Raw genomic sequence first — 21,786 nt, forward strand, 5'->3', positions numbered from 1 at the left:
ACATGACCACATCAGCTATTTCAGTAGGGGTAGTTGGACTAGGGCTTATGGGGTGCAGCATTACTACTTGTTTGCTAATGGCAGGACATAAAGTAGTGGCGGTTGCTCCCTTGCCTTTGGATGTTCCAACTGCACAACCGCGTATTCATGAACACCTTCAAAAATCGCAAGCGGAAGGATTGACTACCTTTGCGCCCGAACACTTTTTTGCTCAATTAACGATTACGGAAGACTATCAATTGTTGGCTGATTGTGCGTTGGTTATCGAATGTACGCTGGAAAGTTTGCCTATAAAAAAATCGGTCTATGAAAAAATTGAGGCTGTTGTCTCAAAAGAAGCGATTATAACGAGCAATACCTCGGCCATTCCCATCAGTATTTTACAAAAAGAAGTAGCTCACCCTGAGCGGTTTCTGGGGCTACATTGGGCCGAGCCTTCGCATACGACTCGCTTTTTGGAAGTAATTTGTGGGGATTTGAGCGATGTGTCAAAAGGGGAGTGGTTGTACGAAGTTTCGCAAAACTGGGGCAAAGAGCCTACGTTGGTTCGCAAGGATATTCGTGGGTTTATTACCAACCGCTTGATGTATGCCCTCTACCGTGAAGCTTTTCATTTGGTGGAAAATGGCTACGCGACCGTAGAGGATGTGGACCGCGCTTGTCGAAATAATGCAGGTTATTGGATGACCTTGGTGGGGCCGTTTCGGTGGATGGATTTGACGGGGGTTCCCGCGTATCATACGGTCATGAAGGATTTATTCCCGACCCTCAGCACTACGACCGAGGTGCCCAAATTGATTGATGATATAGTGCAAGAAGGGGGAAAAGGAGTGGCCAATGCACACGGTTTTTATCCGTACTCGGAAGAAGAAGCGCTTTTGTGGAAAAAAACTTTTGAGGAATTTAGCTACGAAATTCGAGCCTTAGCTTTGCGTTATCCTGCCGACGTCGTCAAAAAGAAAATGGAACAAAATGGATAAAAAAAGAGGCTGTCTCAAAAGTCTAACAGTGCCAAATTTTCTTTGTTTTTAACCTCATCCCAACCCTTCCGCTCGGGCGGCCCCGTCCTTTCTGGAGAAGGGCTTAAAAAGTCCCCCTCTACTGAAAGGAGAGGGGGATTTAGGGGGTGAGGTTGAATAGACACAAGAAGCCCCTTTTTATTTGTTTAGATATTTCCTTTTTTGCGTTCCTTCACGGCGAAGTCAACGGCGCGGGCCGTTAGCGCCATGTAGGTAAGTGATGGGTTGACGCACGAAGCGGACACCATACAAGCACCGTCGGTAACGAAAACGTTTTTGCAAGCGTGTACTTGGTTGTTTCCGTTCAATACCGAAGTTTTAGGGTCGTGGCCCATGCGCGCAGTACCCATTTCGTGGATTGCCATTCCGAGCCATGAGCCACGGTCGTACGATTTTACGTTTTTCACGCCCGCTTTTTCAAGCATTTCGGCGGCGTCATTGGCCATATCGACGCGCATTTTCTTCTCATTCTCTTTGAGTTCGGCGTCGAATACTACCAACGGCATTCCCCACTTATCTTTCTCTTTCGGATCGAGGTACATACGGTTTTCGTGGTAAGGCAATGTTTCGCCAAAACCACCCAATCCCATGCTCCAAGGCCCTGGTTTGGTTAATTCTTCTTTGAAGTCAGCGCCAAAGCTCAATTCGGCGACGTTGCGCTGCCAACTAGCACGGCTTCCGCCACCTTGGTAACCAAATCCGCGTAAGTAATCGCGTTTGTCGTTGCCGATGTTGCGGTAACGCGGTACGTAAATACCGTTGGCGCGGCGACCGAAATAATATTTATCGGCATCGCCTTCCCACGTACCACTCGCTCCCGTGCGGAAGTGGTGATCCATGAGGTTATGACCTAATTCGCCGCTGTCATTTCCAAAACCTGTTGGGAAACGATTTGAAGTTGAGTTTAACAATACGGCCGTTGTGCCAAGCGCCGAACCGCAAACAAAAATCAAGTTGGCGTTGAAGATGCGTTCTTCGAGCGTCACGGCGTCAATCACGCGTACGCCCGTTGCTTTTTTCTTGTTTTCGTCGTAAATCAAGTTGGTGACAACCGAGTCGGGACGAAGAGTCAATTTACCCGTTTTCGCGGCCAATGGCAACGTACACGATTGGCTACTGAAATACGCGCCAAACGGACAACCCAAAGCGCATTTGTTACGGTATTGGCAAGCAGCGCGGCCGTTGTCCACCATAAATTGTGTTGGCTTTGTCAAGTTCGCTACGCGCCCGATGGTCATAGTACGGCCAGGGAAATCTTTTTCAATGCGTTTACGAACTTCTTTTTCAACGCAATACATTTCCATCGGTGGCAAAAATTCGCTGTCAGGAAGCTGCGGAAGCCCTAGTTTTTCTCCCGAAATCCCCGCGATTTTTTCCACGTAGCTATACCAAGGGGCAATGTCTTTGTAACGAATCGGCCAGTCAACGGCAATGCCATCTTTGAGGTTGGCTTCAAAGTCGATGTCACTCAAACGGTACGACTGACGACCCCACATAATGGATTTTCCACCTACGATGTTAGGACGGTACCAGTCAAAGCGTTTTACTTCTTTGTACAACGAATCAGAATCGTTCATCCAATACTTTTCCGACATCTCGTTGTAGGGATAATCGCGGCTCAATTTTGGGTGCGTTTCTTTTTGCTCTACAGTGAGGCGACCGTTGTATTTGGTTTGCCAAGGGTCTTTCATGGCATTTTCGTAGCCCGTTACGTGGTCCAATTTATGCCCTTTTTCGAGCATCAAAACGCGTAAACCTTTTTCGGTGAGTTCTTTGGCAGCCCAGCCACCGCTCACCCCCGAACCCACAACGATTGCGTCGTAGGTCATTTCTTTTTGTGCATCTATGTTTAAGTACATTGGAATCTAAATTTAAAACTACTGGATAGATAAATGAGCGTATCAATTCGGCATAGCTCGAATTAAAGCGCCCAGGCTTTTTGTCCTGGTTTCAGCGGAACACATCCTTCAAAACGCCCAGGAATTGGTAAGTACTCAAGCGCTTTTGTGGCGCCCACCTCCGAAGTGAAATATCCTGTCACGGTCAACTCTTTCATGCGCAAGAAAAACGCTTTGTCAGTGGTAGTGAGTGATTTAACCGCCTGAATTTTTTGAGCTGCGTCGAGTTCAACAAAGCTTTTTCCAAAAGAAGAACGGCTATCGGTGTTCAATTTGGTAAGCCCTGCATAGAATTTCTCTTGGTCTTCTTTAGGGAAACAATCGCGCATTACACGCACGATAAATTTCTCAACACCAGCGGCTTTGGCACCTGGGGTAGAAGTGGTTGGGATGATGACATCGGCTAATTCAGAAAGAAAAGCTTCTTGTTCTGCACTCACGGGAACGCTTTCGCCGAAATTCGTTTTTTCTCCGAGCACTCCAGCCATTGCGGGTGCGGAGATCATGCCCCCTAAAAGGAGAGCAACCTGCTGTATAGCATCTCTACGGTTCATGTTTGTATCGGGTGGTTTTGTATTTATAAAGTAAAAGGTAGGAATATCTTACTATTGGTCTGTGCGAAAACAATCACCAAGGGTTATTTTTTTGTAAAGTAATTCCAGGTCGCTTTTCCAATATCGGCAATGATTTTTTCGTTGGTTGCTTCGTTTTCGGTGGAATTGGTGACAAATACACTGATGAAGACAGGGCTGCACGAAGGCAAAATCAGGACTCCTATATCATTAACAGCGGCCGTGAGCCCTTCTTTGTTTGTTCCCGAAGAACCCGTTTTGTGCGCAAGTACCGTTTCAGGAGGAAGTTGGGCTCTAAGGCGGTTTTTACCCGTCTTGGTTCCTTTCATTACTTTCCACAAAAATTCATGGCTTTTGGCAGAGAGCAATTTCTTGGTATTGAAGTAATAGGCCGTCAAAAGTTCATTGGCGGCTTTGGGGGTTGTCCAGTTTTGGTACTGCAATTCCCAGTTTTTTTGCATCACTTGCTCGTTGATTTTGATGGATACGTTCTTAAAACCACGACTCAGCAGGTATTGTTCGACGGCCTGTGGGCCACCGAGTAATTTTAGAAGCAATTCGCAGCCGACATTGTCGCTTTCAGCTACGGTATATTCAATGATTTTTGATAACTCAATGTCGCCGCCGTTGGGGTGAGCATCGCGAAGGGGACTGTACAAATCAGGGATAAGGTCGGCTTTTTCGACCTTGATGGCTTGGTTTAATTTAAACTTACCCTTATCCACTTCCGACAACATCGCTAGTCCAATGTGTAATTTAAAAACGCTTTGCATCGGAAAACGGCCGTTACCGTAAAAGGACAACGTATCAGTGGGCGTAGGCCCTAAGATGGCGACTCCGACTTTTGCTTTTTTACCCGCGACGATTTGGCTGATTTTTTTCTTTAAATCGGGAAGCTGGGCCGAGGCAGTGAGTGAAAAAGTAACAAAAAGAAGAAATGAAAGGCGTAAAAAGGAGGACTGCATAGTTTATGAGTGGGTCAATGTAAACAACACCACGAAACTAGGCAGGAAAATGGAAAATCAAAATTAAAGGAAATTTAGTAATCTGAAGAGCGAGCAATAATTGTGTGATAGCTACCAAGGGCACTCTTTTGTCACCTCGTAGAGGTCTAAAGCGGTTTAATTGGGAAACTACTATTTGTCGGCTGTAAGTTTTTGCTTTACACTTTTGACAAAATCAACTGATACACCTGTGATGTCAGCAATTTGTTCGACACTAAGACTCAACTTTTCAAGTAAGTTGGTAACAAACTTAGTTTGTTCCTGTTCTCGGGCTTTATCTTGTCCAATCAAATAGGCTACATCTCTTTTTTCATCTATATATTTCGCAATGCTATCCATGACAATGTCTTTTAATTTTGATTCCAATTTACGAAGTTGTGCTAACACTCGCAATTGATTGAAATATTTTTTAAACGAGAAGTCTCCATTTGTAGTTTCGTCAAGGCGTTGGATTATATTTTTTAAAGCATTTTCGGGTATTTCTCCATCAAAATTGGCCAAAATAGCCAACACAATTTCCTCGGGTTTGTTCGATTTGAGAAACAAATTGTAGTCTATGGCTTTGATTTCAAGCAAGTTATATTTGAAAGTTAGATTGATACTTTGTAGCTCAGTAGCCATTCTCAGTTTGCTTGTACCTAGATAGATTGCATATTGATGAACGGGTAATTCGTATTTGCGACTTAACATGACGTAATATTCCAACATACGATAAACCATAGTAGGTTCATTAGCCACCTGGAACTCTATTTGAAGTACAAAAGTATTCCCTTGATTATCCGTTACTTTTTTGAGTACATCAGGTTTTCGTTCTTTGGTGTGCTGTACGTCATCGGGAAGCTCTTCCATAAAAATAGCCGTGATACCCAGCACATTTTGCATGAGACTCGGTATTACGGCTTCTATGTTCTCCTTGAAGATTTTGTCGTACTGATTTGCCTGATTTTTGGTCTGCTTCATGCGGCAAAACTAAGAAGAAGCATTTGTTTTTGAAAGATTGGAATAAAGGGGTTTGTAAGGCAATAAGGTAGTTGGTTTGGCACTTGCCGTGTTACTAACACGCTATACAACGGGGGGAAAAAACTCACTTCTGTTGCCCCGAACGCTTTTGGGGTCTAACATCGCCTATTTGGCAACCGAAAAAGCAGTAGAGTTGGCATTTACCGTGTTACAAACACGCTGTAAGATATAAATACGCTTTTTATTGGCCTGTGGAACACCCCGAACAACGAGGGTTAATACCTAACTTAACAGCATTTGTGGAGACACAGACCATGGATTGGGGCGAAGACCTACTTCTGTATGATACGCAACACCACAGGAATACAAAGCGTATTAGAACAAGCAGCAGGCGGTAATGTGCCATAAAATACCTTGCCTCGTAAAAGAAGATCAAGGTTAGGTGTTCCAATCATAAAAACTTGATTGTTAACAGCTAATGGAGAGAAAAATAGATTGGCTTGGTTCGGTATATCGAGTATGTATTTTTTGGTGAAAATCCAGTTATTGCTTACTTTTTGAAATAAAAATATTTGATTGGGACTGACTGTAACCAAGACGTTATTACCTGATATTATAGGATAAATAGGATTCCCGCTATTTGGAGGCAAAGTTATTGTTTCCTTAAGTGCCCATTGATTTGCATCTGTTTCCTCAAAAATATTAAGATTATTCTGCTCATTGATAGTTATGATTGCTTTTGAATTAGGGTCAAAGTTTAAGCCCCTATAATATGATGGCGAGATAGCTGTTTGCTTTTGCCAAATCCCTGACTTATTGTTAAAAACATGTATTTTTGAATTAAAGGGATCGCTTACTACAATATAATTTTTTTCCAAAAATAAAGGTTCGCCAAAGCCATACGGCCCTTTAAAAACAGTATCTTTTACCCAAGTTTCATTGGATAATTTGTAGATGTGAATACTTCCCTGTTGGGTAATATCTGTACTATTTGAGGAAGGTATGCCAATTACCAAAAAGTTGTCATTCATAGCAAAGTCACCACGGCTGTAAGTCATATTGGATGGTAGCTCAATACTTTGGTGTGGGAGTGGATTAGTATCATTTTTTTTGAAAATATCAACCAATGTTGTACCTGTACCACTTGTCCCATCATTGGGCGTTGATTGAAGGAAATTAATTGCAAAGTAGTTATTTGTAATAGTAACGCTCCCAAATCTTGACCCTAAAAAAGGATTGTATTTAGATGGGGTTAAAGTTCTCTGATATATCCACTGACCATTTTGTTTTTTAAACGTATATGCTTTGCCAGAGGGAATATCTAAAGCAGAAGCTACTATGGCATCATCACCATAAATATCCATAGCAGATCCAAATCCATCATATGAGAAATTAGGGTTTACTTCTGGATTTGTGATACTCGCCTTGAGTGTATCAGTAGGGACTTGTGCAAAGGCAGTATAGCCAATACTTATCGTCCAAAAAACGAATAAAAAAAGACCTAAGCGCATAAGAATAACAGGGGGTAAAAGATTGTTAAAATCTATCAAAAATCGTGCTAAATATAGAAAATTGATGGATTTAGTTATTCAAATAACCAGAAATCTACCATCTATGGAGTGGTTTGCGTAAAAAAAGAGAGGGTACAATACCCATCAAAAATTATGCCAAGTTATTGAAGGCAAAACCTAGCTTTCTCACCGAAATCCATTGCAGGAACGCTTGAATTTGGCAGATTTATAATGGTAGGAAATCCCTACCGTTACAATGGTAAAAAAAACAAACAAAACAGCCCCACCTCGCGGCAGGGCTGTTTTGCATTTATAATCATCGATAGCTGCGGTGGTCTGACTATCGTCTGACCGTGTCCCCAAAACTATTTTACTTCTTCAAAGTTGACAAACTCACCTTCTTGGCCGTTGCCAGCGTTGGCATTTGTTTGTTGGCCTCCTGGGTTTGGATTCTGAGGAGCACCCGCGTCAGCACCTGCTGCGTAGATTTCCTGCGAAGCGGCGTTCCAAGCTTCCGTGATTTTGGTCATGGCAGCGTCGATAGCGGCAGCGTTGCGGCTGCTGTGTGCGGTACGAAGCTCTTCCAATGCACCTTCGATGGCCGATTTGTTTCCTGCCGAAAGTTTGTCGCCGTATTCTTTCAATTGTTTTTCAGTGCTGAAAATCATTGAGTCAGCTTGGTTTACTTTCTCAATTTCTTCACGGGCGGCTTTGTCCGCAGCCTCGTTGGCTTTGGCTTCTTCACGCATACGTTGGATTTCGGCGTCTGAAAGACCGCTTGATGCCTCGATACGGATTTTTTGCTCTTTACCCGTTCCTTTGTCTTTCGCCGTTACGTTCAAGATACCGTTGGCGTCCACGTCGAACGTTACTTCGATTTGTGGCACACCGCGTGGGGCTGGTGGAATACCGTCGAGGTGGAAACGGCCGAGGGTACGGTTTTGTGAGGCCATTGGGCGCTCTCCTTGCAACACGTGCAATTCTACCGAAGGCTGGTTGTCAGAGGCCGTCGAGAACGTTTCTGATTTTTTGCTTGGGATGGTCGTGTTTGCTTCAATCAATTTGGTGAACACACCACCCAACGTTTCGATACCCAATGACAATGGAATAACGTCAAGCAAGAGTACATCTTTTACTTCACCCGTCAATACCCCCCCTTGTACCGCAGCACCGATGGCTACTGCTTCGTCAGGGTTTACGTTTTTAGAAGGTTTCTTTCCGAAGAACTTCTCAACTTCTTCCTGAACACGTGGAATACGGGTTGAACCACCTACTAAGATTACTTCGTCAATATCTGACATACGAAGACCTGAGTTGTTCATGGCGCGCTTGCAAGGTTCCATCATGCGTTGGAACAAGCTATCGGCCAATTGCTCAAACTTCGCTTTTGTCAACGAACGTACCAAGTGTTTTGGAATGCCGTTTACTGGAAATATATAAGGTAAGTTGATTTCTGACTGCGTTGAGCTTGACAACTCAATTTTTGCTTTTTCTGCCGCTTCTTTCAAACGTTGAAGCGCCATCGCATCTTGACGGAGGTCGATGCCCTCGTCTTTCTTAAATTCGTCGGCCAACCAGTCGATAATCACTTGGTCAAAGTCATCTCCACCAAGGTGTGTATCACCATCGGTTGATTTTACCTCAAATACGCCATCGCCTAATTCAAGGATAGATACGTCGAAAGTACCACCACCTAAGTCAAAAACGGCGATTTTGATGTCTTTTCCTTGTTTGTCCAATCCGTAGGCCAAAGCCGCTGCGGTAGGCTCGTTGATGATACGTTTTACATCTAAGCCAGCGATGATACCCGCCTCTTTGGTTGCTTGGCGTTCGGCGTCGTTGAAGTAAGCAGGTACCGTAATCACGGCTTCGGTCACTGTTTGTCCGAGGTAATCTTCGGCGGTTTGCTTCATTTTTGTCAAAATGTGCGCCGAAATTTGTTGAGGTGTAAACAGATGCTCACCAATACGCACGCGAGGTGTGTTGTTAGCGCCTTGTTCGACAGTATATGCAACGGTCTTGAGTTCGCTTCCTACTTCTGTGAAGCGCTTACCCATGAAACGCTTGATAGAAGAGATGGTATTGTGAGGATTGGTAATGGCTTGACGTTTTGCAGGAGCACCTACTTTGCGTTCGCCGTTTCCGTTGTCCATAAACGCTACCACCGAAGGGGTGGTACGTGCACCTTCGCTGTTGGCAATTACGACGGGTTCGTTCCCTTCCATTACGGCCACACACGAGTTAGTAGTGCCTAAGTCAATTCCAATTATTTTTCCCATTTGTTGTAAATTTTAAGTGAGCTTTTTAAGCCCGTTTAACAGATTTAGAGAGGGAGGGCTTTTGGCTGTTGCACCCCTCTTACGGGGCTAATATGTACAACGAGTGTGCCAGTGGAAATTTTAAAAGCTAAAAATGACAATTTGGCAGAAAATGCGTCGCTTTGCGTCAAATCGCGGAAAAAGGCATAACGTAAGGATTAGGCTGCCCGTCACATCGTCTTGTTTTGTCAAGCTGTGTTGGGAAAAATAGGCAGTTTTGACAGCCGTTATTCGGGCAAGGATGGTGGATTTACCCAAAACTTTCTCGAAATTTGTGGCACAATTATCCGAACCGAAGATTTTGAAAGGGATTCTGTCAATTATTTGCCTGTGTGTAGCAGTAGTGAGTGTAATAGGGTGCTCAAGCGATACCCGCCAAAGTACCCGTATCCCACCACTGCCGACCGATGATGCCACGCACCGCATCAAAGTTGGAATAGATTACTTAACCACGGTCATCCGAAGAAGTCCCCGTTCGGCTGCTAATTATCACAAACGCGCCGAGCTTTACGTGGCGTTGCGCGATTATGACCGTGCACTCGAAGACATTGAAGAAGCCCTTGACATCAGCCCCAGCAACGGTCTGTTTTTGTTGACCCGCGCTAGGGTATTACGCCAATTAAAAAGATATGACGAAGCTTTGGCCTCTGCCCGACGGGCGGAAGTTTTGCAACAAGATACGCCTGAATTATACGTGTTGTTGGGAGATTTGACCCAACAAAAACGCCAGTTTCGACAAGCAAAATTGTATTTAGCAAAGGCGCTCCAAATGGCTCCCTACGACGGAGAAGCGTATTTTTATACGGGACTCCTCGATGCCCGACAGGGCGACACACTTTCGGGAGTTGCGTTGATGCAGCGGGCTTTGGATTTAAAGCCGCGCTTTCTTCCTGCTTACGTGGAGCTTACGACCATTCATACCCGCTTGAGAGAATACGATCAGGCGAAGGAAATCAACAGAATTGGATTAAAGTACTTCCCCAAAGAATCACAGTTGCACTACGCCCGAGGTGAGATGTATTTCACCCAAAAACGGCTGGACAGTGCTTTGATTAGTTATCGAAAAGCCATTCATTTCGATTCTACCAATTACATGGCTGATTTTTACGCAGGTATTATCTATTTAAAATGGAATAGCATCCCGCAAGCCATCAAGAGTTTTCAAAAGGTGCAGCGTTTCAATCCAAAATATCCGCAAATACATTTCTTATTAGGTACCGCGTATGACCGCGTTGGTAATTTGGACGGTTCTATCGAACAATACAGCCTTGCCGCCGAGCAAGACCCAACCGACTGGCGCTCCAAGGGACGGTTATACCGCGCCCAACAACGTAAAATGTACTTAGAAACCTACGGGACGTTGCCGCCTGTTGCCCCCGAAGCTGTGGCGGAGGCCGAGGATGAAACAACCGCTCCCGAAAAGGCATTAGACCCGTCGCGGGTGCAAATCGAGGTGTTGACCCCGAACCTTCAATTGAAAACAAAGGCAGATACCAGTCGAAACTTCAAAATCAAACCGTAGAGAGGTTGGCAAAATTCAGAAAAAAGCCCAATTTTGCGCCCAAGCAATCCGCGTAGTACAAGTAGTAGATGGTTGTCGTTTAATCGTTCGCCACTGAGGACGTGGATTGTATCTCCAAACAATTTAACAAAATGTCTGAACAAATTAACATTACCTTGCCTGACGGTAGCATTCGTAAGTATGCCGCAGGTGTGTCCAGCATGGACATTGCGCTGAGTATCAGCGAAGGGCTCGCACGTAATGTGCTGGCTGCCAAAGTCAATGGACAAGTTTGGGACGCAACGCGCCCCATTACGTCGGATGCCAACGTCCAATTGTTGACCTGGAACGATACCGAAGGGAAAGCTACTTTCTGGCACTCGTCGGCGCACTTGTTGGCCGAAGCCATCGAAGCGTTGTATCCTGGAACCAAATTCGGAATTGGGCCAGCCATTGAAACTGGTTTCTACTATGACATCGACTTGGGAGGAAAAACGTTTTCTCAAGATGATTTCAAAAAAGTGGAAGACAAAATGCTGGAGTTGGCGCGTCAGAAAAATGACTATAAGCGCAGCGAAGTTAGCAAAGCCGACGCCATTACGTATTTCACCGAAAAGAACGACGAATATAAGCTGGAATTGATTGACGGATTGGAGGATGGTCAAATCACGTTTTACGAACAAGGTAGCTTTACCGACTTGTGCCGTGGACCGCACATCCCTAATACGGGTTTTATCAAGGCCGCCAAAATCATGAACGTGGCAGGTGCCTACTGGCGCGGCGACGAAAAACGTCCGATGCTGACGCGGGTATATGCGGTTACTTTTCCAAAACAAAAAGAACTAGACGAGTACATCCACTTACTTGAAGAAGCAAAAAAACGCGACCACCGTAAGTTGGGAAAAGAACTGGAGCTTTTTACGTTCTCCGAAAAAGTAGGACAAGGTTTGCCGTTGTGGTTGCCTAAAGGGGCGTTGTTGCGTGAGCGTTTGGAAAGCTTCTTGCGTCGGGCGCAAGTACGGGCGGGTTATTCGCCAGTTGTTACGCCGCACATTGGGGGAAAACAATTGTATATTACCTCGGGTCACTGGGAAAAGTATGGGAAGGATTCGTTCCAGCCCATTCATACGCCCGAAGAAGGTGAGGAGTTTATGCTAAAGCCAATGAACTGCCCACACCACTGCGAAATTTATAAATCTCGTCCGCGCTCGTACCGCGAATTGCCGTTGCGTTTGGCGGAATTTGGAACGGTTTATCGTTACGAACAAAGTGGTGAGTTGCACGGACTTACGCGCGTTCGCGGTTTTACGCAAGACGATGCCCACATTTTCTGTCGGGCTGACCAAGTGAAGGATGAATTTAAGCGGGTGATTGATTTGGTTCAATACGTTTTCCGTTCGCTAGGTTTTGAAAATTACAGTGCCCAAATTTCGTTGCGTGATCCCGAAAAACCAGAAAAATATTTTGGAAGCGACGACGATTGGAACAAAGCGGAAAGTGCCATCATCGAAGCCGCAGCCGAGAAGGGATTGAATACCGTGACCGAATTGGGCGAGGCTGCCTTCTACGGCCCTAAGCTCGACTTCATGGTGAAAGACGCTTTGGGACGCAAATGGCAGCTGGGGACTATCCAAGTGGATTATCAGTTGCCACAACGTTTTGATCTCGAATACATGGGTTCAGACGGAGGAAAACACCGCCCTGTAATGATTCACCGCGCGCCGTTTGGTTCGTTGGAGCGTTTTATCGCGATTTTGATTGAAAACACAGCGGGGAACTTCCCACTTTGGTTGTCGCCTGATCAAATTGCGGTATTGCCCATTTCGGAGAAATACCAAGATTTTGCCAACGATGTGTTTTTGCAATTGCAGGAAGCCGATATTCGTGGCTACGTCGATCACCGCGATGAAAAAATTGGTCGCAAAATCCGCGACGCGGAAGTAAACAAATTGCCATACATGTTGATTGTCGGAGAAAAAGAGCAAGAAGAGCGCAAAGTGTCGGTACGTCGCAAAGGCCAAGGCGATTTGGGACAAATGCCTTTGGAAGAATTTATCGCTCATTTTAAGTCAGAAGTGCAAGGAACAATCGCCACATTTGGGTCGTAAAATAACAGTTTGTAAAAATACTTTTTAAAAGGGGCTGTCTCAAAAGTAATAGGTCACAAAATATTCTTTGGTTTTAACCTCATCCCAACCCTTCTCCTTCCATGAGAAGGGCTTTAAAAGTCCTCCTCTCCAGAAAGGAGAGGGGGATTTAGGGGGTGAGGTTGAACAGAGGCCGAAGATAATTTGTTGACACTAGATTTTTGAGACAGCTCTTTTTTTTGATGAATGAAGTTGATGTTTGCGAAAAACTAATAAAAATCTAATGACATTTGTTTCTTAAGATGAGTACCTTAGCACTGAAATGAAGGGTTCTTGCGTTACTTATAAAATGTTCTAAATCGTTCCTCAATATTGAAGTAGCCATGCAAAAAATAATCTACCTAATTTTACTTTTCATCGCCAGTATAGGATGCTCCTATGCGCAACCACAACAAACGCTTGATGCGAATGAGTTGTTTCTAAAACAAAACCCCCAATACCGTTCTACTTTTACCAAAGATGGTGGAAGGTACTTAGTGTTGGATGTGTACCGAATGGGCAAAATTCGTCGCCACCGTTTTTTTGTAGGAGACGAACTGACATTTTCAACCAAAAGTAAACGGAAAAAAAGCAAACAAACCATCGTGGCGGTTTCGGATAGCTCTTTTACCTACTCTACTTACAACGACATCTTGGGAGAATATGAACACACGGAAGTCATGATTTCTGATGTTCATAAAATAAGGCTTAGTCGAAACATTCCTTTTGTAACCCAAGGCGCTGTCATGTTGCCTTTGGCAGGAGGCGTTTTGTTATTGACAGATACTTTTATTACGAAGGGTGGGGTCGATTTTTTGGTTCAGTTTGATCCCAAAACTGCCCTGATTGCGGGGGGGATAGCTTCGTTAGGAATTTTATGCGCCAAGGCCAGTTTTCCTAAGTATCGGGTGGGAGGGAAGCACCAGCTGAAGGTGCTGAAAGTATATTAAAAGTTGTGCCTTCTTCGGCAATGTGCGAATTGGGAAAAACGGCTTGTGCTTCGGTCAAAAACGAATCCACTTCCTTGTAACGCGACGAAAAATGTCCAATCAGCAATTTGCCGACGTTGGCTTTTTTGGCGATGGTCGCGGCTTCACTTGCGGTCGCGTGAAAACGTGCAGAGGCTTGGTGTGCTAAATCATTTTGAAAAGTAGCTTCGTGGTATAAAAGCGAAGCCCCACGAATGATGGGAATAATTGCCTCGTCGTAGCGGGTGTCCGAACAATAGGCATAGCTGCGGGGTGGCGGAGCTGGCAAGGTATATTCAGCCACACTGTAAAGAAGGTTCCCTCCTTCGTCGTAAATGTCTTCTCCGTTTTTGAGTTGCCGTAAATAGTCAAACGGAATCCCGTCCGAAATTTTCTCTTTAATGAGTTTGCGTTTGTGGGGTTTTTCTTGAAACAAAAATCCAGCACAAGGAATGCGGTGACTCAACGGAATGGTAAAGACGGTAAAACAAGGATGTTCGTAAAGTAGCGTAGAGGTAATTGTGTTGGTCTGGGTAAAAATAATCCGAAACTGCAACGGCGTCTGAGAGTATTTAAACTGGAGCGTGAGTACTTCGTCCAGCCCTTGGGGGCCAAACAACAACAAATCGTCGGTGCGCCCACCGAGGTTGAGACTCGACAACAAACCAATCAGCCCGAAGTAATGGTCTCCGTGCAAATGACTAATAAAAATTCCCTTGAGTCGGCCAGGACGTACTTTGTAGTCGAGCAGGCGAAACTGCGTACCTTCTCCGCAGTCAATCAGAAAGTAATCACTTTCGTAGGTGAGTAACTGCGAAGAAGGGTGGCGGTTGAGGGTAGGGGTAGCCGAGCCAGCCCCTAAGATAAGTACAGAGAATGGCATTACGGTTTTTCGCTCTGGGTATAACCGTCCTCGTCCATGTCGTCGTCGTTGAAATCGTCACTTTCGGCGCTGAACTCATTTTCCAAGTCATTCATAAATACGGCGTCGATGCCTTCTTCTACGCTTGGGAGAATGGTGACGTCGCGTATTTTGCCGTCGATGAGCAAATCTACAAAGTCGTCGTTGTCAGAAACCAAGACCATCAACCCAAGTTCACGTGAGCAAAGCATGTTGATTTTTTTGAGAATGCTGATTCCCGCCGAGGTAATACTCGTTGCCGTAGCAAAATTGAGAATCAAGTTATGGAACCCTTCACGGAATAGTCCACGAGCGAGGTTTTCTAACTCAGCCGCCATGTCATCGTCAAAGGCAGACTCGTGAATATTAACTAGGGCGTATTGTTCGTGTTTTTGAATGGTATGTGTCATAAGTCTATAACGAAAAAAACTAAAAATAGGTAAGCTCGTTGAGTGAACGATTAAGACAAAGTTAGCGAACGTGTAACATTTTCTTCAATCCGTGCCAAAATATCTTGCGATTCTGATTTAATAAAAGGCTTTCCCGTTACTTTTTCATAAAGTTCAACGTAACGGGCCGAAATTTGAAGAATCCATTCGTCTGACATTTCGGGGACTACTTGGCCCTCTTTTCCCTGAAAACCGTTGGCAATCAGCCATTCCCGCACAAACTCTTTGGAAAGTTGCTTTTGCTGAATCCCTTTTTGCTGATTTTCTTCATAAACGTCAGCGTAGAAATAACGAGAGGAATCGGGCGTATGTACCTCGTCGATGAGGTAAATAGTGCCGTTGTTAGACCCAAACTCGTATTTGGTATCCACCAGAATCAGCCCTTGTTGGGCGGCCATTTCGGTGCCACGGGCAAAGAGCGCCAAGGCGTATTTTTCTAGTTGTGTATATTCTGCTTCCGACACAATGCCTTTGGCAAGAATATCTTCGCGCGAAATGTCTTCGTCGTGGCCTTCGTGGGCTTTGGTAGTGGGCGTTATGATGGGCGTTGGAAGTTTGTCGTTTTCTTTCAATCCTTCAGGAAGCGTTACTCCGCACAACGTACGTTTTCCTGCTTTGTACTCCCGTGCGGCATGACCCGCTAAGTAACCGCGAACGACCATTTCTACGGGGTAAGTGTCGCATCTTTTGCCGAGGCTGGCGTTGGGGTCTGGAACTTCAAGAAGCCAGTTAGGCACGATGTCGGCCGTTGCGCGCAAAAAATGCTCTGCAATTTGATTCAACACTTGACCTTTGTAAGGAATGGCCCGTGGTAAAATGACGTCAAAAGCCGAAATTCGGTCGCTGGCAATCATGACCACGCAGTTTTCAAAACTATATACATCACGGACTTTGCCGCGGTAAAATCCCGTTTGGTTGGGAAACTGAAAATTGGTTTGAGTGAGAGTTTGCACGCTATGCGTAGTTTTTGGTGGATTTTTCTACCTTATATATTATATACATTACCACTTTCCTTTGGTATCGTCGTTGGCGGTCGTTCGGTGGCGTTGTTGTTGTAAGTACTGAATTTCGGATGCTTTGAGAGATTCCAGAATAATCATGGCTTGTTCTTCACTCATTTTTAAATTTTTGAGCTGTTTCAATAGATTTTTCTTTTCCTCCGTTTGTTTAGCCACTTGCTCTGTTTGGGGCTGGGGCTCATTTTTTTTAGGCGCTACGTTGGGAGGCGTCTGTGTAAGTGCTTTGGTTGCTTTTTCTTTGCCATGATAGCGTTTTTTCAGTAGTTCATAGTTGAACTGTGCTTTATCATTGTCGGGATTAAGTCGTAAACTTTGTCGAAAATAAAACAACGCCTGCGCCGTATCCTTCTGCATGGTCTCGATGACTCCCAGTTGGTTTAAGGCCCTGGATGCCAAAAATGGATTAGACACCATGGAGAGTTTAGCGTAGTATTTTTGGGCATTGCGAAGCTGTTTCAACTGAAAATAAGTATGTGCTAAATTGAGCCGAGATTCTGGTTCGGCAAAAAGCGAAGCCGTCGAAACATTCTGATAGGCTTCCAGCGCATGTTGATAGTCTTTTTCGTTGTAGGCTTGTTGTCCCTCAATTTTTGCGCGGTTACTCCGTGAAATCGTGTCAAACGAACGATTGTCCCAAATCCAAAGCAGTAATGAAAAAAGCAACGACTCAATCATCGGTGGTTGGTCTAGTAAGGCGGTGCAAAGATAACGTTTTTTAATTTTTGGCACAGTTTTGGAGATATTGGGCATATCGCCTTACATTTGATTAGTTTTCCAATTTGAGCGGTTATGTCAAAATCTAAAAAAGGAGTACCTCAACCCATAAAAACACCTCAGAAACAGCAAGTTGAATCAGATTCTTCTTCCGTTTTATCGTCTGAAAGCTTCACTGGAGTAGAAGCAAAAACGCCCATAAATCCCCCAATTAAGGACGAACTTTTTCGTAAAATTTTTTGGGGATTGGCCTTAGTTTTACTCATTGGTATGCCAATTCTTAGTACACAGTACGGAATAACGGCCGATGAATGGGGAAACAAAGCCTATGGCGAACTGTGTTTGGATTATTTTACCAGTTTTGGTGATAAAAAAGAAGCACTTTCTTATGCGCCTCGCGGAGGAGAGGTAATGTATTGTTATGGCCCCACGCTTGACCTAATCTCGGCGGCGATTTACCGCACCACTGGCGCCGATCCGTACCTGATTCGTCACATGTTACTTTCGCTCATGGGCGTCCTTATTTTTGTGGCAACGGGCTTGACGGGGCGGTTACTCGGTGGAAATTGGCGCGCAGGTCTGTTGGCCTTGATTTTTGCGCTTTTCTCTCCGCGTTTGTTTGGCGATTCGATGAACAACCCCAAGGACATTACTTTTGCGGCTGGATATATCCTGACCATTTATGCTTTGATTAAATTTATTCAAGAACTTCCCCAACCTTCATGGAAAACAACCCTGTTGGCCATTGCGGGTATTGGTATCGGTTTGGGAAGTCGCGCGCCAGGTTTGGCGCTGGTGGCTTACGTTCCGTTTTTTGTCGGGGTCGAGGTACTTTTTCGCAAACAAGTGCGTCAAGCTGTGTTTGGGGACAGTGCAGTTTTAAAAAATGTCGCCCTCAAAACGGGAGTAGCTACTTTTGGTGGCTATTTGCTCGGTATTTTATTCTGGCCGTTTGCTTTGGCCAATCCGTTGAAAAACCCGTTGACGGCTTTGCAAACCTTAACCAATTTTCCCATTAGTATAAAAACCTTATTTGAAGGAACAAAAATATACTCAACATCGCTTCCTTGGTATTACGTTCCCAAATACATGATGGTATCTACACCTTTGTATTTCTTACTGGGCGTGTTGGTATTTTTGGTTGCTTTTCCGTTGGCGCGGCGGTATTTCAACCAGCGGTATTTGTTTTTGGTGTTGTTTGTGGCGCTTTTCCCGTGGTTGTACGGGGTATCAAAACACTCGGCTTTTTACAACGGCTGGCGCCATACCACCTTTATTTACCCACCTTTGTTGGCGCTAACGGCGGTAGGCTTTGAATATTTCTTCCGTCGATTGGGCGGCGTAGGACAAAAAGCGCTCGCGGGGGTATTGGCCGTGTTGGTGGCCTTGCCTTTGTGGTTTATGATTAAAAACCATCCCTACCAATATACTTATTACAACGAACTAACGGGCGGTACCAAAGGAGCATTTGCCAATTACGAAACGGATTATTTTGGGGTAAGTACCCGAGAAATCGCCGATTGGATGAAGACCAATATTCCGAACATACAAAAAGATACGGTGGTCATTGCCAGCGATTATTTTGTGCCTTTGAAAGATTATTTTACCGACTATCCCAAGTTGAAAATGGCCTATCGCCGTTATTATCAGCGCTCAGAGTTTGACTGGGATTATGGCGTGTTTTTAACGGGACACCTCAATCCAAGTCACTTCCGAAATGCTGGGGTATTTCCTCCCGCAGGGACCATTCACAAAATTGAAGTCAACGGTGCTACAATTGGGTTGGTAATAAAACGCATCAGTAAAGATGATTTTAAGGGTATTCAGTTGATTAAAGAAGGAAAAATAGCGGAGTCAATTCCGTATTTGGAAAAAGCCCGTCAACTTGACCCCAACAATGAGGTGGTTCGTTTGTACTTGGCCAATGCGTACGTGAACGTGGGTAAGTTCAATGAATCGTTGCAGGAATGTCAAAAAGCCTTGGAAATTTTCCCTGAATATTTGGGGGCGATGACCACCATGGCCATTGCGTACATCAACCTCAATCAAAATGACAATGCGGTATTTATGTTGAACGAAGTGCTAAGTCAAGACCCTACAAACCGTGATGCGGCGCAGTACTTGGCCATCGCCTACGAACGACAGGGCAATACTGCCGCGGCCAACCAAATCAGGGCGCAGTTGCAACAACAACAGTGATGAAGTAATCGTTATTATAATGAAATAAGCCAATCCCCGCTCAGTCATGGGCGGGGATTTTTAATTAGAAATTAAGTATTGAAAATAGGCTTTGTTGCCTCGAAAGGAGTAACTATGTAGGGTCAATTTAATCAATATACACCAATCATTAGTAAACAGCCTAATTGTCAGTCATTTATGAATCGAAAACTTTTTTGTTCTTTCTTTCTTTGTATGCCTTTTTGCGGCCTAGTTGCCCAAAACCTTCAAATTCGCTTACAAGATGGTGCGAAAGCAGCGGTCATCGGGGCAACCCTCCGCTTGGCCGATCGTGCCGATTCTACAAAAAAAATGTACGCCGTGGCCGACACGGCAGGTACGGCCCAATTTAAGGTGACTTTTGGCAAACAGTACTTGTTGGAAGCGACTTCCATTGGTTTTAAGCCTTTTCGGAAATTACTTTCTCCTACTGAGAACCAATCCTCTTTTACATTTTTGATGGAGGCCGACAAAACTACCCTCAATGAAGTAGTGGTCACGGCGCCGAAACCGCTGATTCAACAAGAAGATGATAAAACAATTGTTGATCCCGAACCTTTGGCCAACAGCAGCACGAGTGCGATGGAAGTCATGGAAAAAATTCCTGGCGTTTTTATTGACCCCGACGGAAATATTTATTTAAGCAGTACGACGCCCGCTACGGTCTATATCAATGGCCGTGAGCAAAAACTGAGTACAGCCGATATTGCCTCCTTGCTAAAAAATCTCCCTCCAAACAGCATTGCCAAAATCGAAATTTTACGGACTCCCTCGGCAAGGTTTGACGCCAGTGGCAGCGGAGGGGTGGTCAACGTGATTTTGAAAAAAGGGGTTAAGATTGGGGTCACGGGTAGTGTGAACGCAGGGATGAACCAAGGCCGCTACGGAAATCAGCTACTGGGTGTGACAGTGAATAATAACGACGGCAAAAAAACATCGTACGTTGTGGTAAACTACAACCGCCGTAATTCTTACGACCAAGTGGAAACCGATCGTCCTTTTACCTTAGATTCGCTCTTGAGTCAGCGTTCCTATACCACCACCCCGAGTCAGACCTTTTATACAGGTTTTGGAATGGGCTTTACACCTTCCAAAAAATGGGAGTTTAACTTTGACGACCGCATCTCGTGGAACCAATACCGTTCGTCTGCCGAAAATCACAATGAGATTTCGCGATTAAGTGTCGATAAATTGGTGGTAGAAAACGTCAATCAGTTAGCAAGTAAAACCAAAGCGTTGCTATTTAACCAAGATGTATCGGCCAAGTACAAAATAGATACGCTTGGGTCGGAAGTGACGGCGGAGGCATCGTATAGCTTTTCAACGAATCAAAGTAACCAACTTTTTTCAACTGATTATTTGTTGCCTGCGCGTTTCAGTACGAGTGGTGATGGAGACATTGGCAACGATCGACACGCTTTTAGTGCCCGTACAGATTTTAAATACCTTTTCCCGCAAAAGCTGGTGGTGGAAGCTGGGTTGAAAACAGCTTTTCAGTGGTTTGAGAATGATACCAAGTATTTTAATGTCATTTCAGCAATTCGCCGTGCGGATGTGGTTCGTACGCGTCAATTCGATTATCACGAAAACATCAACGCTGCCTACGTCCAAGGCTCAAAAACGTTTAGTGCTTTTACGTTGAAAGCAGGCGTGAGGCTTGAAACCACTTCTATGGACGGACGCCAACGGATTCCAACGGATACATCTTTCCGACTAAAAAGGGCGGACGTGTTTCCGTACGTGTATTTAAGTCGGCGATTAGCCAAAATTGCAGGTTATGAAATGCGCGGTTACTTGGTTTATCGGCGCTCGATTACGCGCCCCGTCTATGAATACCTCAACCCATCGCAGCGGTATTTGGATCAGTATTTGTTTGAAACGGGCAATCCGACCCTGCGCCCGCAGTTTACCCAAAACATCGAAGCCAACATTAGTGTCGAAGAGCGCCCTATTTTTGCCATTGGAAAAAATTATACCAGCGATATTTTCACGAATGTGGTGTACCAAGACCCTACTAACCCAAGCGTAGCCTTTCGGACGTACGATAATTTAGGTAAGAACGAAGAAACTTATTTTCGGTTGATGGGCGCCATTCCGCCAGGGGGTAAGTACTTTTTTGTCGTAGGAACTCAGTACAATCATAATAAATATGAAGGTTTGTATGAGGGGAAACCACTGACTTTTCAGCGTGGTTCGTGGTCAATTTTTACTTTTCACCAACTCAAACTGGACAATCGCTCAACCCTAAGTCTCAACGGCTTTGTTCGCCTCAATGGGCAATTGCAGTTTTATGAGTTGAGCAACTTTGGTGGGTTGAATATGAACATTAACCGACGGTTTTTTAACCGAAAAATGACCGTAACGATGTCGATGAATGATATTTTCTACACCTTACGAAATGAATTTACGTTGAAGCAAGGAAGTGTAACGGCTTCGGGAATGCGCCAGGGAGATACGCGTCGTTTCGGGCTCAACTTGGTGTATAATTTTGGGATTCGTAAAAAAGAAGAGCGTACGAATATGATGAACTTTGAGTCTTTGGAAAAAAGTGTGAATTAAGTTTAAAACGCTTTTTTTCAAAGAAAGCACTGAATCTTCTAATTTTTTAC

General features: G+C 44.6%; 16 protein-coding genes. 6 read left to right on the forward strand and 10 right to left on the reverse strand.

Annotated features, from left to right (window positions below):
- Positions 1 to 2: 2 nt before the first annotated feature.
- Entirely contained in the window at positions 3 to 980 is a 978-nt protein-coding gene (locus AC23P2_RS07205) for a 3-hydroxyacyl-CoA dehydrogenase family protein (protein WP_487772561.1), read from the forward strand.
- A gap of 185 nt (positions 981 to 1,165) precedes the next feature.
- On the opposite strand, the gene AC23P2_RS07210 is transcribed toward AC23P2_RS07205, so the two are convergent.
- The 6 genes from AC23P2_RS07210 to dnaK all read right to left on the reverse strand — a co-directional run bounded on the left by AC23P2_RS07210 (position 1,166) and on the right by dnaK (position 9,243).
- Positions 1,166 to 2,878 (reverse strand): GMC oxidoreductase, encoded by a 1,713-nt coding sequence (locus AC23P2_RS07210; RefSeq protein ID WP_487772562.1) that lies wholly within the window; start codon positions 2,876 to 2,878, stop codon positions 1,166 to 1,168.
- A 62-nt stretch (positions 2,879 to 2,940) separates the two neighbouring features.
- Positions 2,941 to 3,471, reverse strand: coding sequence for a gluconate 2-dehydrogenase subunit 3 family protein (locus AC23P2_RS07215; protein ID WP_487772563.1), 531 nt, complete (start codon positions 3,469 to 3,471; stop codon positions 2,941 to 2,943).
- Positions 3,472 to 3,554: 83 nt separating this feature from the next.
- Positions 3,555 to 4,454: a class A beta-lactamase, subclass A2 gene (gene bla / locus AC23P2_RS07220; RefSeq protein WP_487772564.1), complete on the reverse strand. Its 900-nt coding sequence runs from the start codon at positions 4,452 to 4,454 to the stop codon at positions 3,555 to 3,557.
- A 171-nt stretch (positions 4,455 to 4,625) separates the two neighbouring features.
- The gene (locus tag AC23P2_RS07225; RefSeq protein WP_487772565.1) at positions 4,626 to 5,453 is read right to left on the reverse strand and encodes an RpnC/YadD family protein; all 828 of its coding nucleotides are present in this window, start codon (positions 5,451 to 5,453) and stop codon (positions 4,626 to 4,628) included.
- A 332-nt stretch (positions 5,454 to 5,785) separates the two neighbouring features.
- On the reverse strand, positions 5,786 to 6,964 hold the full coding sequence (locus AC23P2_RS07230) for a hypothetical protein (RefSeq protein WP_487772566.1): 1,179 nt from the start codon (positions 6,962 to 6,964) through the stop codon (positions 5,786 to 5,788).
- 365 nt (positions 6,965 to 7,329) lie between these two features.
- The gene (gene dnaK / locus AC23P2_RS07235) at positions 7,330 to 9,243 is read right to left on the reverse strand and encodes a molecular chaperone DnaK (RefSeq protein ID WP_487772567.1); all 1,914 of its coding nucleotides are present in this window, start codon (positions 9,241 to 9,243) and stop codon (positions 7,330 to 7,332) included.
- A 256-nt stretch (positions 9,244 to 9,499) separates the two neighbouring features.
- On the opposite strand from dnaK, the gene AC23P2_RS07240 reads away from it, so the two are divergent.
- The 3 genes from AC23P2_RS07240 to AC23P2_RS07250 all read left to right on the forward strand — a co-directional run bounded on the left by AC23P2_RS07240 (position 9,500) and on the right by AC23P2_RS07250 (position 13,859).
- On the forward strand, positions 9,500 to 10,804 hold the full coding sequence (locus tag AC23P2_RS07240; RefSeq protein ID WP_487772568.1) for a tetratricopeptide repeat protein: 1,305 nt from the start codon (positions 9,500 to 9,502) through the stop codon (positions 10,802 to 10,804).
- 131 nt (positions 10,805 to 10,935) lie between these two features.
- Positions 10,936 to 12,891, forward strand: a complete 1,956-nt coding sequence (gene thrS, locus AC23P2_RS07245) for a threonine--tRNA ligase (protein ID WP_183972900.1) — start codon at positions 10,936 to 10,938, stop codon at positions 12,889 to 12,891.
- A 362-nt stretch (positions 12,892 to 13,253) separates the two neighbouring features.
- Entirely contained in the window at positions 13,254 to 13,859 is a 606-nt protein-coding gene (locus AC23P2_RS07250) for a hypothetical protein (RefSeq protein WP_487772569.1), read from the forward strand.
- Here AC23P2_RS07250 and AC23P2_RS07255 read toward each other — a convergent pair.
- From AC23P2_RS07255 to AC23P2_RS07270, 4 genes are read right to left on the reverse strand one after another with little or no spacing between them, the layout of a single operon-like run.
- Positions 13,807 to 14,760 (reverse strand): ribonuclease Z, encoded by a 954-nt coding sequence (locus AC23P2_RS07255; RefSeq protein ID WP_487772570.1) that lies wholly within the window; start codon positions 14,758 to 14,760, stop codon positions 13,807 to 13,809. The two genes, AC23P2_RS07250 and AC23P2_RS07255, sit on opposite strands and share 53 nt — an antisense overlap.
- Positions 14,760 to 15,188 (reverse strand): STAS domain-containing protein, encoded by a 429-nt coding sequence (locus AC23P2_RS07260; protein WP_487772571.1) that lies wholly within the window; start codon positions 15,186 to 15,188, stop codon positions 14,760 to 14,762. Before AC23P2_RS07260 ends, AC23P2_RS07255 begins: the two co-directional genes overlap by 1 nt.
- 50 nt (positions 15,189 to 15,238) lie before the next feature.
- Entirely contained in the window at positions 15,239 to 16,180 is a 942-nt protein-coding gene (locus AC23P2_RS07265) for a phosphoribosylaminoimidazolesuccinocarboxamide synthase (protein WP_487772572.1), read from the reverse strand.
- A gap of 48 nt (positions 16,181 to 16,228) precedes the next feature.
- Entirely contained in the window at positions 16,229 to 16,975 is a 747-nt protein-coding gene (locus tag AC23P2_RS07270; protein ID WP_487772573.1) for a tetratricopeptide repeat protein, read from the reverse strand.
- Between the two features lie 60 nt (positions 16,976 to 17,035).
- On the opposite strand from AC23P2_RS07270, the gene AC23P2_RS07275 reads away from it, so the two are divergent.
- Positions 17,036 to 19,159 carry a tetratricopeptide repeat protein gene (locus AC23P2_RS07275; RefSeq protein ID WP_487772574.1) on the forward strand — a complete coding sequence of 708 codons (2,124 nt, stop codon included), beginning with the start codon at positions 17,036 to 17,038 and terminating at the stop codon, positions 19,157 to 19,159.
- A gap of 177 nt (positions 19,160 to 19,336) precedes the next feature.
- Complete coding sequence (locus AC23P2_RS07280; protein ID WP_487772575.1) at positions 19,337 to 21,736, forward strand: outer membrane beta-barrel protein; 2,400 nt, start codon at positions 19,337 to 19,339, stop codon at positions 21,734 to 21,736.
- Positions 21,737 to 21,786 lie beyond the last annotated feature (50 nt).

The sequence above is a fragment of the Runella sp. R0.1_18 genome (assembly GCF_057652155.1).